The organism is Treponema sp. R8-4-B8 (assembly GCF_054786175.1).
This window is the reverse complement of record NZ_BDHE01000488.1, coordinates 45,450-58,249: the sequence shown is the minus strand read 5'-3', so window position 1 is coordinate 58,249 and position 12,800 is coordinate 45,450. Positions and strand designations below refer to the sequence as shown.

Below are 12,800 nucleotides of genomic sequence, written 5' to 3'. Positions count from 1 at the left end.
GGAGGGGGGCCGCATGCGGACAAATGTTGTTGAAGAAAATATTTTTGAAAAATATCTTGAATGCGCGGATCGCACGGATCCGATAAAATGCGTCGGTAAAGTAATAAAAGTAGAAGGATTATTAATTGAAAGCCGAGGCCCTCAGGCTATTATAGGCGAAATATGCAGAATTATCGCTCCAAAAGGCAGGGGCGCGATTAAAGCCGAAGTTGTAGGCTTAAGATATGAATTTGTTCAGCTAATGGCCTATGAGGAAACTGACGGAATTGAAGTCGGTGACAGAGTAATAGCCCTCGGCAGCCGTCTTGAAGTGCAGGTTTCCGACAAGCTTTTAGGGCGCGTTATAGACGCTCTTGGAAACCCTTTGGACAACAAGGGCGATATCGCGTCTTCTTGTTCGTATCCCGCGCTTGCAAGCCCGCCCGATCCGCTAAAAAGAAGGCGGATTACGGAGCGCATAACAACCGGAGTCCGCGCCATTGACGGCCTTCTTGCGGTTGGCAAAGGACAGAGGCTTGGCATTTTTTCAGGTTCAGGCGTTGGAAAATCCACCCTACTTGGAATGATTGCGCGTAACACTTCCGCCGATGTAAACGTGGTCGCCCTAATAGGGGAGCGCGGGCGGGAAGTGAACGATTTTATAGAATACGATCTTGGTCCTGAGGGGCTTAAACGCAGCGTACTGATAGTCACTCCTTCCAATTCTCCCCCTCTTGCCCGTCTTCGCGGCGCCTATGTGGCGACCGCCGTCGCTGAATATTTCCGCGATCAGGGAAACGACGTTATGCTTTTGTTTGACTCCGTTACGCGCTTTGCCCGCGCCATGAGGGAAATAGGCCTTGCCGCAGGCGAGCCTCCCGCGCAAAGAGGCTTCCCGCCCAGCATGTTTGATTCCATGCCGAAACTTCTTGAAAGATCCGGCACTTCCGACAAGGGAAGCATAACCGGTTTTTATACCGTCCTTGTAGACGGCGACGATATGGACGAACCTGTCGCTGATACCGTCCGAGGCATTTTAGACGGGCATATCGTTCTTTCAAGGGATCTTGCCCATGCCTATCATTACCCTGCAATTGACATTTTGCCGAGCATTTCCCGTCTCTCTCCAAAAGTATCGGGGCCTGAAAGCAGAAGAGCCGCAGGCGTTATCCGCAAAAATATGGCGTCTTACGCCGCCGCCGAAGACCTTATCAATGTAGGCGCCTATCATCAGGGGTCTAATCCTGAGATTGACGAAGCAATCGCGAAACACGGCCCCATTGAGGAATTTCTTATTCAGGGGGTGGACGAGCCTTCGTCTTTGGAAGAAACTCTTACGGCAATGTCAAAAATAGCGGGCGTTCCAATCCCGCAGGAAGAAATGACCGATACTAATAAAATGCTTGTAAAAATAGTAAGTCAAAAAATAAAAACCGACGCGCCAAAAATAGCGGCAAAACCCGCTGATACGGAAGACGCAAGAATGGCGCTTAACAGCGTGGCGTCTTTATTTTCTTCACTGCCTGGAATGAATATTTTAAGCGATAACAACTGATGAAAAGATTTACTTTCAGGCTTGAAAAAGTTTTGCAATTAAGAAAATTTAAAGAAGACGAGTGCAAGCTCGCCCTTGGGCAGGCGATTAGTATTCTTAACAAAATAGAAAATGATATAAAGATTACGGCGTTAAAGCGACACAACGCCGCGGAGCAGCGTTTTAATGACGGGCTAAATATGGCCAGTTGGGACATTTACATTCTGCGTCTTGAACAGGAAGCGGAGAAACTCGCGAATCAGGCGGCGCAGGCGGAACTTGTGGTAGAAGAAAAACGCGCCCTGTACATTGAAGCGCAAAAAGATTTAAAGGCGATAGAAAAATTAAAAGAAAAACAAAAAAAAGAGTACCGCAAAGAAATGATGGATTTGCAAATGGCGGAAATTGACGATATGACCGCGGCTAGGTATAAATTAGAACGGAATTATAGCTAAATTATAGCGAAAAATTTCACACAAAGAACACGAAGAAGGTGTTGTTTCAATGAGCAATTAAAAATGAGCAATGAGCAATTTTGTTGTTTGCAAGCGCGGTCTTTTGGCAAGCCGCTATGCTTGCTAACTTCGCCCATTGTTCATTGCTAATTGCTAATTAGTTCCCTTTTCCACTTATATATTCTATAATAAGAACATACTAAGGAGAAACCAATTATGCGCGTATTATTGCTTTGTGATGATTACTGGCATCCGGCCAAAATACTCATTGACGGTGTTACCCCTCTTGCTGCACAAGGCTTTCAATTTGATATAATCACTAACGCTAAGGATTTTGCGCCGAATACGCTTTCGGATTACCCTGTCGTTTTTCTGGCTAAGAGCGATGAGGTCAGCCATGAGAACAAATCAAGCTGGAAAACAGAAAAGGTACAGAAGGCTTTTGTTTCTTATGTGGAGAATGGCGGCGGGCTGCTTGTCGCGCATAGCGGCATTGTGACAGGCGGGAATACAGAAATGCTCGACCGTTTAATTGGTTGTCGTTTTATTTATCACCCTAACGCCTGTCCTGTTACGGTACAGCCAATTAAAAATCATCCTGTTACTGAAGGAGTAGGAATGTTTTGTGAAACAGACGAGCATTATCGGCTTGAAATTCTTGCCAGTGACGCTGACATTTTAATTGCGTCTTATTCACCGCCGCAGGGGGAGGAAGGTAAATATAAGGAGGATCCTTATAATAATACGCCAGCATGGATCTGCCCTGCGGGGTATGTGCGCGCACAGGGCAAAGGACGGGTATGCGTCTTAACACCGGGACATTTTTTACCTGTATGGATCAACCCGCAATATCAGCGGACAATTTCCAACGCTTTAAAATGGTGCGGCGGCCAATAGCGGGCATAATATGAAAAGTGTAATTATAACCGGCGCGGACAGAGGGTTAGGCCTTTCGCTGTGCAAAGAATTTTTAAAACGTGAATGGCTGGTCTTTGCCGGTAAGTTTCTGGATGACTATTCCCTGTTGGAGAATATCGCTGAAAAGAACTCCAATCTGCATATTGTAAAACTTGACGTGAGTTGCGCGGACAGCATTGCCGCAGCAAAGGGCAGTTTGCTAAAAGTAACGGATTCCCTTGATATGCTAATCTCCAACGCGGCGTTGATGGAGCATGTTAAATGCAATCTGTATGAGCCGCCAATGGATATTGAGTCGGCGTGGAAATCGTTTCAGGTCAACGCCCTAGGGCCTGTTCTTCTTGTAGAAAGCCTATTGCCGCTTTTGGATAAAGGCAAAATGAAACGGCTCTGCTTTGTATCAAGCGAGGTGTCATGTATTACGCTGATGAAACATCGCGGCGACAGCCCGTACCCGTATCCCATGAGCAAGGCATCCCTCAATATGGGCGTACGCATTCTTCACAATCAATTGTATTCTCAGGGCTACACCTTCCGCCTCTTTCATCCCGGCTGGATGAAGCGGCGTATGCAAGACGGCTCGCTGTCTAAAGATGCGCTCTATGATCCTGATTATATCGGCGACATTGGGGCAAAATACTTCGAGACGCCGCTTCGCGATGAACACCGGCTTGTGATGGTAGATTATTCCGGCTATGAATGGCCGTTTTAAGGCAGTGATATGAAAAAGATAGCGCTTATTACCTGTTTGGATACGGCTTTTGACGAAACGCTTGCGTCAATATTCGCCCGTGAAGGATTTAAAGTTTTTGCTATGGGCGTTAAACAAATAGAAAATGTTACGCTATTGCCCAATGACCCATACGAAGCCGCGGCGGCGCTCAAAGAGAAAACCAGCAAGCTGGATTTTCTGCTGGACGCCACCGATGTCAATTCTCCAAAAGATACCTTCACGGTACGTGACGGCATAGACGCGAAAGTGATAGAGCAAGTATACCGTCAAAACATACTGGTCAGCATGTCTATTCTGGAAGCCTTTCTGCCATTCCTTGATCAAGGCGAAGGCAAACGCCTCTTTTATCTGACCAGCTCGGACGCGTCGATTAATGAAACGCGCCGCATCGATCATTTCGCTTATAATATGTGCAAAGCCGCTCTTCATCAATTTATACAGATGACGCGCAACAAACTTGCCCCAAAAGGATATACCTTCCGCGTATTCGACCCAATGACCGAAGAAGTCCCGCCAGAAACGGCAGCAGAAAGCGCGTATAACTACATAACGCGAAGACGCGGCACAGAAAACCACGACCCACTAAGAGACGATGAAGAAAACCTAGTAATCCGCGACGCCCAAGGCCGACAACATCCCTGGTAAAGAAAAAGATCACTCTTTTATTCCCCACTTCCAACTATCTACTATATTATTATCTACTCCTAACTACCCACAATCCGCTTCTACTATTGCTCCTTGCTCCTTGCTCCTTGCTCACTGCTCCCTACTCCCCGCTCCCACATGAATTTCCCTAAATAAATTACTGGTAAAATAATCCTAAGTATGATATAATCCTCACATGGCACAATTTGGAAAACTTTGGGTTATTTTTAACCCTACGGCGGGGAAAGGAAAGGCGGAAAAAAAGCGTCCGATAATCGAGCGTTTTCTTCGTGAAAGCGGGCGTAATTTTGAAATATTCCCTACAAAGGGAATCGGCGACGCGCTGAATATGGCGCGTGATTTAAAGATAGGCGCGGATGACGTAACAGTCGCCGCGGGGGGGGACGGAACCTGCAACGAAGTTATAAACGGGTTGTTAAGGCGTAACGCGAGCGCTCCTCCTGTTTTTGGAATACTCCCTATCGGGCGCGGCAATGATTTTTCCGCTACGCCGGCAATACCGCAGGATGTTGAAAAAGCGCTTCAATTGCTGATAACAGGAAACGCTAAGCCCATGGACGCCGGTTTCGTGAAGGGCGGATTTTTCCCCGACGGACGCTATTTTATCAACGGAATTGGAATCGGTTTTGACACCAAGGTCGGCTTTGAGGCGGCGAAATTAAAAATAAAAAGCGGCATTTCCTACGCGGTCGGCGCCCTTATTACCGTTATCCGCTACGAGCCTTCGCCTGTTATTCAAATTAAATTTGATGACAAGGAAGTAACGCTTCCCGCGGTCCTTGTTTCGGTCGTAAACGGAAGGCGCATGGGCGGAAGTTTCTATATGGGGCCTAACGCCCTTCTTGACGACGGGCTTTTAGACATCTGTTATGTGCAACATCAGAAATCCAGATTTGATCTTTTAAAAATAATTTCCCATTATACAAAAGGAACTCAGGGCGAATGTAAGGGAGTAAATTTCGGCAGGGGATCGCGTTTCCATCTGAAGGCGCTTGAGGGAGGAATGGCGGCGCACTGCGACGGAGAGACCGTCTGTTACGAAGGCAAGGAATTGGAAATAACCTGCATTCCTAACGCGCTGCGCCTTATTGGAGGGTAACATGGGATTTCGAAGATTCGCCGTAAGTTATTTCATGAAAGGCATATTAAGCGTTATCTGCAAAATTGACTGTAAGGAATTTATCGAAGCGTTAAAAACTAACGAGCCAATGCTTGTTATTTTTAACCATATAAATTTTTTGGAAGTCCCTATTCTTGTAACTTACAGTTATCCTATTAACGTGTCAGGGCTTGTTAAATCCGAAACATGGGATAACCCGATAATGTCATTTATTTTTAACACTTACAATGCTATTCCGATTGACAGAAAAGGCGCGTTTAGCGAGTCTTTTAAAAAAGTGCTGGACGCGATAAAAAAAGGGTATTATATGTGCATCGCGCCCGAGGGGACAAGAAGCAAAGACGGCGTATTGGGAAAAGGGAAACCAGGAATCATTCAGCTTGCCCTTGAGGCCGGCGTGCCGATTCTTCCTGTCGCCCATTTCGGCGGGGAGAACGTTTGGAAAAACATGCGCCGCCTTAAAAGAACCCCATTTTGTTTTAAGGCTGGCCGTCCCTTCCGCATTAAATGCGAAAGCATGCCCGGAAAAGAAGAACGTGAAAAAGTAATGGCTGAAGTTATGGCTCAGATGGCGCGTCTTCTGCCCGAATGGATGCGCGGGGAATACGCGCCGTACGCGTATAACGACTGTCAATATTTGGAATTTGTATAAACGATGGCAAATGAAGATTTTAACGCTGTCTCTAAAACGCGCGTACATATATTTGACGTTGATCACACGATTGTAAGAAAGACAAGCACTGAATATTTCGTGCAAATGGCGTTAAAAGAAAAAGTTATACGCTATTCTCAGGTAAGCCATCTTCTTATTGACTGGGTAAAGTACAAGCTCGCGTCCCCCAATAATGATTTTATAGAGAACACCGTAAAAAAATTGGCAGGTTTGGAAAAAGACGTTCTTGAAAGCATTGCCGATTCCTGTTTTAAAAAACGGATTAAACCAAATATTTATACGGGCGCGAAGAGTATTATAGAAGAAGCTCTTAAAAACGGAGAAAAAGTAATTTTTGCCACCTCATCGTTTGACTTTATCATAAAGCCATTAGAGCAATTTTTTGGAATAGAAGGCTCCCTGGCGTGCCAATTGGAATATTCGCAGGGAAAGACGACTGGTAATCTTGTAGGTTACAGTTCTTTTGGCCCTAAAAAGAAAACGGCCGCCGTTGAGTGGATGTCCCGTAACGCTATTAACCCGCAGGATGTCAGTTTTTATTCCGACTCATACACCGACCTTCCCCTTATGGAGTACTGTGGAAATCCCGTGGCGGTAAACCCCGACGGCATTCTCGCGCGTAAGGCGAAAAAACGCGGGTGGAGAATATTGCGGTTTACGGATGTGTTGGGGTGATTTTTTTGAAAGAGATTCTCACAAAGAACACGGAGGAAGAGAAGGACACAAAGGAAGAGAGGAAAGGAGCGTTGTCCGAAATCTTTGCGTGGTCTTCACGATAGGATAACGTACAAGAACTCTTCGTGATCTTTGTTCCTTAGTGATCTTTGTGTGAGTTTCTTCTTTCCTATAGTTCCTATTCTATTATTTTAAATATCGTTTAAAAACTCCGTTCATTGTTCTGGTCATTTTTTGAGACATTTCTTTGGAGATACGGTTTATTACTCTTTTAGTGTGTTCGGTTTCACTAACAGGTACGACTTTAGGCACATAATTTGTTTTAAATAGTTCGTATAATTCCACTCCAAGACCGTCCGCCAGTTGCGATAAAATATCCGGTTTGGGAAATTTCAGGCCTCTTTCAATTTTACTTAAATAAGCTATGGAAATATCCGCTTTTTCCGCTAATATGGCCTGGGAATATTGTCTAGAAGCCCTCAAATTCTTGATGTTTTTACCTAATAATGCCTTTATTTCCTTTCCATTCATGATTATTGCCTTTTGACCATACCTTATTGAACAATATGGATTACCTATTGACAAAAGCCGATATGGACTTATATAATGTAATGATACGATATGGACTACTAGAAGTTTATATAAAAAATTACTACTTTCTAAAGTTTTATTAAAAGCGGGAACGCAAAGTGTCCGCAACCAATAAGGGGGGATAAATAAATGAAAAAAGAAGAAAGAAAAATGAAAAAAGGAAATAGCGTTTCAGCTCTATTCCTTTCTGCACTGGCGGTTTTCTGCTTGGTGTGCACCTGTGCGCCGCCCACGGACGGCGATGAAGAGGACGCTTCGATAACCATAACTATTGGGAACGGAAGCAGGACGGCGCTGTCGTGGGACGGCACAATCGACAGTACGCAACTTGACCACAATATAACGCTGACAAATGACTTGGGCGGTAAAGTGGAAAAGACAGGCGTGAGGGAGGGACAGTCGGTTCAATTTGTAGTTAAACCAGGTCATTGGAACATAAGCGTTAAGGCGTACTATAACGGAACGCTCGTGGCGCAGGGGGCGGCTTCCGTCAATTTGAAGCGAGGGCGTAACCCTTCCGTACCTATAACTATGACGCAGGTGGAAGGCAGAACGCCTGACGAACCAGACCCCGATGCGATACCCATCGAAATTGTAAATATCGTTATTGATGTGCCCGTGAAAGACGATATACCGCCGACACAAGTAGATGAAGGCGAGGGCAATTTTACCGTAAGTGGCATTACATGGATTCCGAACGATAGTCCGTTCCAAGGCGGCGTGGCTTATACCGCCTCAGTTACGCTGACGGCAAACAGCGGATACACCTTTACAGGATTGACTTCCGAGAACGCTAAAATCACTGGGAATAATGCGGTAATAACAAACAACACAGGCACGACTGTTACATTATCCCACACCTTTGCGAAAACAAGCGCAAAAACAGTTACCTCTATAACGATAAAATCATCGCCGTCAAAAATGGAATACACGCACGGCGAAACGCTTAATTTATCGGGGCTTGTGGTAACGCTTGTCTATGATGACGGTTCGATAGACGTTACCCCCGAAAATTTTGAGGCTAATGGCTTAACCGCCATTCCGTCGAATGGCGATGAATTGATTTTCTCTGAGCATAACGGACTGTCTGTAACAATAAAACACGGACAACATCTTATGCAAGAAACTACAGCCAAATTGACAGTAATCAAGGCAAATCCTGTAGTCTCCGATTTTATTTTCAGCGTAGCTGAAACAGCAACCTATGACGGCACTGCCAAGTCTGTTACCATAACGCCAAAAGACGGAAAGTCTGACGGAACTATAACAATAAAATACAATGGCAGTACAACAGAACCAATAAACGTGGGAACATACGCCGTAACCTTTGACGTAGGGGTGGGAACAAATTATAACGCTTCCACAACAAGCTTTAGCGCAGGGACGCTGACAATTAACAAAGCACCCATCACCATCTTCACTATCCCCGGCGTAACCGTCCCCTCATTCAACAGAAGTCCAGTTGCAACAATAACCGCAACTGAGCAATACACTGGAACCGTAGCATGGTCTACGCCATTAACAAATGGTAAATTTGCATACGGAACCGTTTACACCGCAACCATAACCCTAACCTTGAAGGATACCGCTAACTACACCTTTGATGGCGTAACGGCAAACTCCTTCTCGGTAGCAGGAGCGTCATCAGTTACCAACACCGCCAGTTCCAATGTTGTAACGGCGGTATTCCCAGCGGCTCCATTAAACGTTTCCACCGACGATGATTGGTCAGCCGCTATCAACATAATCTCAAGTGGCGACAACAACAAGACCTACACCATTAACGTAACAGACGACTTTACCACTACTACTTTCTTTACATTTTCTCCATTAACCTTTACCTTCGGTGATGTTACCGGGCTTACCGTGAACATCGAAGGAACAGGCTCAATAACTTTACATTCAAGCATAACAACAACAAACACGTTCTTGCTCCATATTGGCACAGACCAAACAGTCAACTTGAAAGATGTTAGCCTCAAAGGACGTTCCAATGTTAGTTACGCTACCGCAGTTGTGACCGTTACAGAAGGTGTTTTCAATATGGTAAGCGGAAAAATAAGCGATAACGGAGGTTCAGGGGTTAGAGTAAACAGCGGAAGATTTACCATGTCAGGCGGTGAAATCTCAGGCAACAAAGGTAGTGGTGTGGCTTTGAATGACGGAACCTTCAATATGTCAGGCGGGACAATCTCGGGCAATGATACAAACCCGAATAATTCATCAGTTAATGGTGTGAACTCAGGTACATTCGGCGGCGGCGGTGTGGCTATACGAAGTAACGGAACCTTCAACATGACAGGCGGTACAATCGAAAAAAATAACGCCGGTTGCGGCGGCGGTGTGGCTGTACTTCATAACGGAACCTTTAACATGTCAGGCACAGCCAAAATCAAAGACAATACCGCTTTTGGTGGTGCCCCTTATTATGGCAGCTCCGGCTCAGAAAACAGTGGTGGCGGTGTAATAGTATACGCCGGTGTTGCTGGAAACACCGCAACCTTCAACATGAGAGGCGGTGAAATATCGGGCAATGCCAACAATGGTAATAATACTTTTAATTATGGATACGGCGGCGGTGTGGGTATGGGGCTTAGTAACCTGGGAACCGCAATCTTCCGCATTGAAAATGGGACTATCTATGGGAAAAATGAAGCAGACGAAAGCCTGCGGAATACTTCTACTTATAATAATGCCTTCCATAGTGGGGATAGTAGTAATTCTTGCGAATACGGAACCTTTGACGATAGCGGTGGATGGACACCTAACGACACTCTCAGTAGTACAGAAAACACGATCAAGGTGGTAGACGGCGACCTGAAATAAGAAGGTAGTAGTTAGTGGATAGTAGATAGTATGTAGAGAAAGTGAAGTGCTAAATACTATTTACTAACTACTAACTACTAAAAGAAATGAGGAATGAGAATGGAATCAGGCGGCTTTTTCAGAATAACTAATTACCGCAATTTCGGCGGAAGCGGAATCCGTCAGACTGTGAACAATCTGCTCAAGTCTGCGTGCCACTTCATCGCTGAACGAAGCTTCTCCGCACTGACCGCACACACGGGACGGCACATTTTTGATAACAACAATACAGTCGCCCATGTCGGCGGTGAAGGTAGAGAGCCCGTCCTTTACATTGCCTTTACACATAAAACAGGTCATGTTTTTCTCAATGGTCATTGAGAGAAAATATAGCATGAAAAAGGGGAAAAAGGAAGTAAGAAAAATGAAAGAGAGATTATACAGCGGCGGCTATTTCTTTACCAACCAATTCATCAATGATTTTGGCGGGTGTTTTGTGATCAGCCGTTGCTTTTGTCAAAAGGTAATAGACAGACATATTCGACAGTCCCAAAAGACGCAATTCCCTTTGCGCAAGCCAATCGGTTTCGTTAGGACCAAGCGTAATTTCATTGTTGGTAACAAAATCGTCAAGCGCATACGCTTCTTCTTCGGTCAATCTTGCCATAATTCTCTCCTAATAAAGTTAAAGTCCAAGCATTTTAATAAAACTCTTACGAGCCCTCATCGCATGAAAAACGGAAATAGTGTTATCGTCTACCGGATTATACATAATTTCAAGAGGGTTACCAACACGGTCAAAACCAATGACAGCGTACTTTTCAGGCAACTCCCCAACAAGACCGGCGCGTATTTTCGTCTTAAGAGCACACAGAATATCTTCTTTGCTAAACCCATGCCGAAAAGCCGCTTCGTTAAACTCAACGATAACGTCCATGAGGTAAATATAGCATGAAACCCAAAAATTATCAATATAGGAGAAATGAATGAAAAAAATCTTACTTTGCTTTCTACTAGCCATACCGAGTTTGCTTTCCGCTCAAACCGCCGAAAGGATTGAGCGGCTGTTGGAGCAGAAACAGGTGAACTATCGGGACGCCGCATTGCTTGTGCTGGAAGCGGCGGGTCAGTTGGACAACGTAAATCAAACAAACGCCGATGACGCTTTCAGTTTGGCGATGGATAGGGGGTGGCTGCCCAAGGACACGCAAGCGAACGATTCTGCGCGGCTAAATAACATATCCCTGCTGTTAATGCGTTCTTTCAACATGAAGGGCGGGATAATGTACGCCCTCACCAAAAACCGCCGTTACGCCTACCGCCAATTAACCTACCTTAACGTTATTCAAAACCGCAGCGACCCCTCCGATTTCGTGTCGGGCGAACGGCTCCTCTACTATGTAAACAGAATTCTTGACATGGAGAACTAAAATGAAACTATACAAAATACTTTTAATTTTAATTTTGACGTTTCCCGCCTCCCTTTCCGCCTACGATTTCGGGTTAGTGATAAATGCCGACGGCGGATTCGGTAACGCAGTAACCGAGGACAACGCCTTTGATTTTAAGACGGCGATTTTCCCACGCTTCTCAACGCCGTTAGGCGACAATGGGGAATTAATCGTATCCGCAGGTTTTTCAATCGGAAAGGAAGAAGATTTTTTCTATATACCCGAACTGCTCCGCACCGAGTACAACTTGCTTATTGGCAGTTCAAGCCTGAAGGCGGGACGTGTCAAATATACCGACCCTCTTTCCTTTATAGCGGACGGTCTTTTTGACGGCGTTCAATACGATTACAATTCCAGTGTGGGAAGTTTCCGAGTAGGAGTGTGGTACACCGGGCTTCAATACAAAAACAGGGCAAATATTGCTATGACCGAAACCGATATTGAGAGCTTGTCGGAGCCTGTGGATTACTCCGATTTTGCCAACACTTACTTTTCTTCCAAACGAGCGGTTGCCTCATTCGGGTGGGAGCACCCTTCGATTGCCGACCTGCTTCTATTGAACGCCGCAGTAATCGCCCAATTTGACTTAAACGCCGCCGATGTCAAATACAACAGCCAATATGCGGTACTTAAAGCCTCAGTCCCGATTAATAACCTGCTAATCGAAGTCGGCGGCGGCGTTGAATTGTCGCAGACCGCCTTTGAGGACGAAAAGAAATCCAACACGGCGTTTGCGGGGGAGCTTGGCTTGTTCCTTCTCTTTCCGTCCATCAACAGCCGCCTTTCGTTCACAGGTTTAATCACAAGCGGAATTAACGGCGATTCAGTCGGAGCTTTTGTCCCGATAACCGGCAAGGAATACGGCTATGCGTTAAAAACAAGATTGACAGGGCTTTCAATCTTTACCCTAAATTATTCGTCAAAGTTTAACAGCAATTTAAGCGGCTCGTTCACAGCCTCGTACTTTTTGCGTAACGATTTGGAAACTTTCATGGAATATCCGGTTGTAATTGACAGTGAAGGAAAATTATTGGGAGCGGAAGCGTCGGCACGGATTATTTGGAACGCCGCTTCCGATTTGCAATTCAGCGTGGGCGGCGGTGTTTTCCTTCCGTCTCTCGGCAATGCAGGGCAAAACGAAAAAATAAAATGGCGTGTAGATATAAGCGTCATTATGTCAGTATTATAATTTTTTATTTT

Annotated in this window: 15 protein-coding genes; 11 read left to right on the top strand and 4 right to left on the bottom strand. The window is 45.3% G+C overall.

From position 1 onward, the window contains the following. Positions 1–13 precede the first annotated feature (13 nt). The 8 genes from ACYVRA_RS14890 to ACYVRA_RS14855 all read left to right on the top strand — a co-directional run bounded on the left by ACYVRA_RS14890 (position 14) and on the right by ACYVRA_RS14855 (position 6,753). Complete coding sequence (locus ACYVRA_RS14890) at positions 14–1,534, top strand: FliI/YscN family ATPase (RefSeq protein WP_461253517.1); 1,521 nt, start codon at positions 14–16, stop codon at positions 1,532–1,534. After that, positions 1,534–1,968, top strand: a complete 435-nt coding sequence (gene fliJ, locus ACYVRA_RS14885) for a flagellar export protein FliJ (protein ID WP_461253516.1) — start codon at positions 1,534–1,536, stop codon at positions 1,966–1,968. Before ACYVRA_RS14890 ends, fliJ begins: the two co-directional genes overlap by 1 nt. Positions 1,969–2,184: 216 nt before the next feature. Then, positions 2,185–2,865 (top strand): ThuA domain-containing protein, encoded by a 681-nt coding sequence (locus ACYVRA_RS14880; protein WP_461253515.1) that lies wholly within the window; start codon positions 2,185–2,187, stop codon positions 2,863–2,865. Between the two features lie 10 nt (positions 2,866–2,875). Next, entirely contained in the window at positions 2,876–3,598 is a 723-nt protein-coding gene (locus ACYVRA_RS14875; protein ID WP_461253514.1) for an SDR family NAD(P)-dependent oxidoreductase, read from the top strand. Positions 3,599–3,607: 9 nt separating this feature from the next. After that, positions 3,608–4,264 carry a Rossmann-fold NAD(P)-binding domain-containing protein gene (locus ACYVRA_RS14870; protein WP_461253513.1) on the top strand — a complete coding sequence of 219 codons (657 nt, stop codon included), beginning with the start codon at positions 3,608–3,610 and terminating at the stop codon, positions 4,262–4,264. A gap of 196 nt (positions 4,265–4,460) precedes the next feature. Then, positions 4,461–5,384: a diacylglycerol/lipid kinase family protein gene (locus ACYVRA_RS14865; protein WP_461253512.1), complete on the top strand. Its 924-nt coding sequence runs from the start codon at positions 4,461–4,463 to the stop codon at positions 5,382–5,384. 1 nt (position 5,385) lies between these two features. Further along, positions 5,386–6,057, top strand: coding sequence for a lysophospholipid acyltransferase family protein (locus ACYVRA_RS14860; RefSeq protein WP_461253511.1), 672 nt, complete (start codon positions 5,386–5,388; stop codon positions 6,055–6,057). Positions 6,058–6,060: 3 nt separating this feature from the next. After that, complete coding sequence (locus tag ACYVRA_RS14855; RefSeq protein ID WP_461253510.1) at positions 6,061–6,753, top strand: HAD family hydrolase; 693 nt, start codon at positions 6,061–6,063, stop codon at positions 6,751–6,753. Positions 6,754–6,939: 186 nt separating this feature from the next. On the opposite strand, the gene ACYVRA_RS14850 is transcribed toward ACYVRA_RS14855, so the two are convergent. Then, positions 6,940–7,284, bottom strand: coding sequence for a helix-turn-helix domain-containing protein (locus ACYVRA_RS14850; protein WP_461253509.1), 345 nt, complete (start codon positions 7,282–7,284; stop codon positions 6,940–6,942). A 189-nt stretch (positions 7,285–7,473) separates the two neighbouring features. On the opposite strand from ACYVRA_RS14850, the gene ACYVRA_RS14845 reads away from it, so the two are divergent. Next, a complete protein-coding gene (locus ACYVRA_RS14845) occupies positions 7,474–10,170 on the top strand; it encodes an MBG domain-containing protein (protein ID WP_461253508.1) in 2,697 nt (898 codons plus the stop codon). A 105-nt stretch (positions 10,171–10,275) separates the two neighbouring features. Here the strand turns inward: ACYVRA_RS14845 and ACYVRA_RS14840 are convergent, their stop codons facing one another. Genes ACYVRA_RS14840 through ACYVRA_RS14830 form a run of 3 tightly spaced genes read right to left on the bottom strand, consistent with a single transcriptional unit; the run spans position 10,276 to position 11,086 of the window. Beyond that, positions 10,276–10,527 (bottom strand): type II toxin-antitoxin system MqsA family antitoxin, encoded by a 252-nt coding sequence (locus ACYVRA_RS14840; RefSeq protein ID WP_461253507.1) that lies wholly within the window; start codon positions 10,525–10,527, stop codon positions 10,276–10,278. A 58-nt stretch (positions 10,528–10,585) separates the two neighbouring features. Then, positions 10,586–10,816: a hypothetical protein gene (locus ACYVRA_RS14835; protein ID WP_461253506.1), complete on the bottom strand. Its 231-nt coding sequence runs from the start codon at positions 10,814–10,816 to the stop codon at positions 10,586–10,588. 18 nt (positions 10,817–10,834) lie between these two features. Next, positions 10,835–11,086 (bottom strand): hypothetical protein, encoded by a 252-nt coding sequence (locus tag ACYVRA_RS14830; protein WP_461253505.1) that lies wholly within the window; start codon positions 11,084–11,086, stop codon positions 10,835–10,837. 49 nt (positions 11,087–11,135) lie between these two features. On the opposite strand from ACYVRA_RS14830, the gene ACYVRA_RS14825 reads away from it, so the two are divergent. Beyond that, positions 11,136–11,579, top strand: a complete 444-nt coding sequence (locus ACYVRA_RS14825; protein ID WP_461253504.1) for a hypothetical protein — start codon at positions 11,136–11,138, stop codon at positions 11,577–11,579. Position 11,580: 1 nt separating this feature from the next. Next, positions 11,581–12,789: a hypothetical protein gene (locus ACYVRA_RS14820; protein WP_461253503.1), complete on the top strand. Its 1,209-nt coding sequence runs from the start codon at positions 11,581–11,583 to the stop codon at positions 12,787–12,789. Positions 12,790–12,800 lie beyond the last annotated feature (11 nt).

What these genes read in the sequence shown, in the direction of transcription:
- ACYVRA_RS14820 (WP_461253503.1), top strand. Translation starts at nt 11,581, where the DNA reads ATGAAACTATACAAAATACTTTTAATTTTAATTTTGACGTTTCCCGCC.
- ACYVRA_RS14825 (WP_461253504.1), top strand. Translation starts at nt 11,136, where the DNA reads ATGAAAAAAATCTTACTTTGCTTTCTACTAGCCATACCGAGTTTGCTT.
- ACYVRA_RS14835 (WP_461253506.1), bottom strand. Translation starts at nt 10,816, where the DNA reads ATGGCAAGATTGACCGAAGAAGAAGCGTATGCGCTTGACGATTTTGTT.
- ACYVRA_RS14855 (WP_461253510.1), top strand. Translation starts at nt 6,061, where the DNA reads ATGGCAAATGAAGATTTTAACGCTGTCTCTAAAACGCGCGTACATATA.
- ACYVRA_RS14845 (WP_461253508.1), top strand. Translation starts at nt 7,474, where the DNA reads ATGAAAAAAGAAGAAAGAAAAATGAAAAAAGGAAATAGCGTTTCAGCT.
- ACYVRA_RS14890 (WP_461253517.1), top strand. Translation starts at nt 14, where the DNA reads ATGCGGACAAATGTTGTTGAAGAAAATATTTTTGAAAAATATCTTGAA.
- ACYVRA_RS14830 (WP_461253505.1), bottom strand. Translation starts at nt 11,086, where the DNA reads ATGGACGTTATCGTTGAGTTTAACGAAGCGGCTTTTCGGCATGGGTTT.
- ACYVRA_RS14850 (WP_461253509.1), bottom strand. Translation starts at nt 7,284, where the DNA reads ATGAATGGAAAGGAAATAAAGGCATTATTAGGTAAAAACATCAAGAAT.
- fliJ (WP_461253516.1), top strand. Translation starts at nt 1,534, where the DNA reads ATGAAAAGATTTACTTTCAGGCTTGAAAAAGTTTTGCAATTAAGAAAA.
- ACYVRA_RS14840 (WP_461253507.1), bottom strand. Translation starts at nt 10,527, where the DNA reads ATGACCATTGAGAAAAACATGACCTGTTTTATGTGTAAAGGCAATGTA.
- ACYVRA_RS14865 (WP_461253512.1), top strand. Translation starts at nt 4,461, where the DNA reads ATGGCACAATTTGGAAAACTTTGGGTTATTTTTAACCCTACGGCGGGG.
- ACYVRA_RS14860 (WP_461253511.1), top strand. Translation starts at nt 5,386, where the DNA reads ATGGGATTTCGAAGATTCGCCGTAAGTTATTTCATGAAAGGCATATTA.
- ACYVRA_RS14870 (WP_461253513.1), top strand. Translation starts at nt 3,608, where the DNA reads ATGAAAAAGATAGCGCTTATTACCTGTTTGGATACGGCTTTTGACGAA.
- ACYVRA_RS14875 (WP_461253514.1), top strand. Translation starts at nt 2,876, where the DNA reads ATGAAAAGTGTAATTATAACCGGCGCGGACAGAGGGTTAGGCCTTTCG.
- ACYVRA_RS14880 (WP_461253515.1), top strand. Translation starts at nt 2,185, where the DNA reads ATGCGCGTATTATTGCTTTGTGATGATTACTGGCATCCGGCCAAAATA.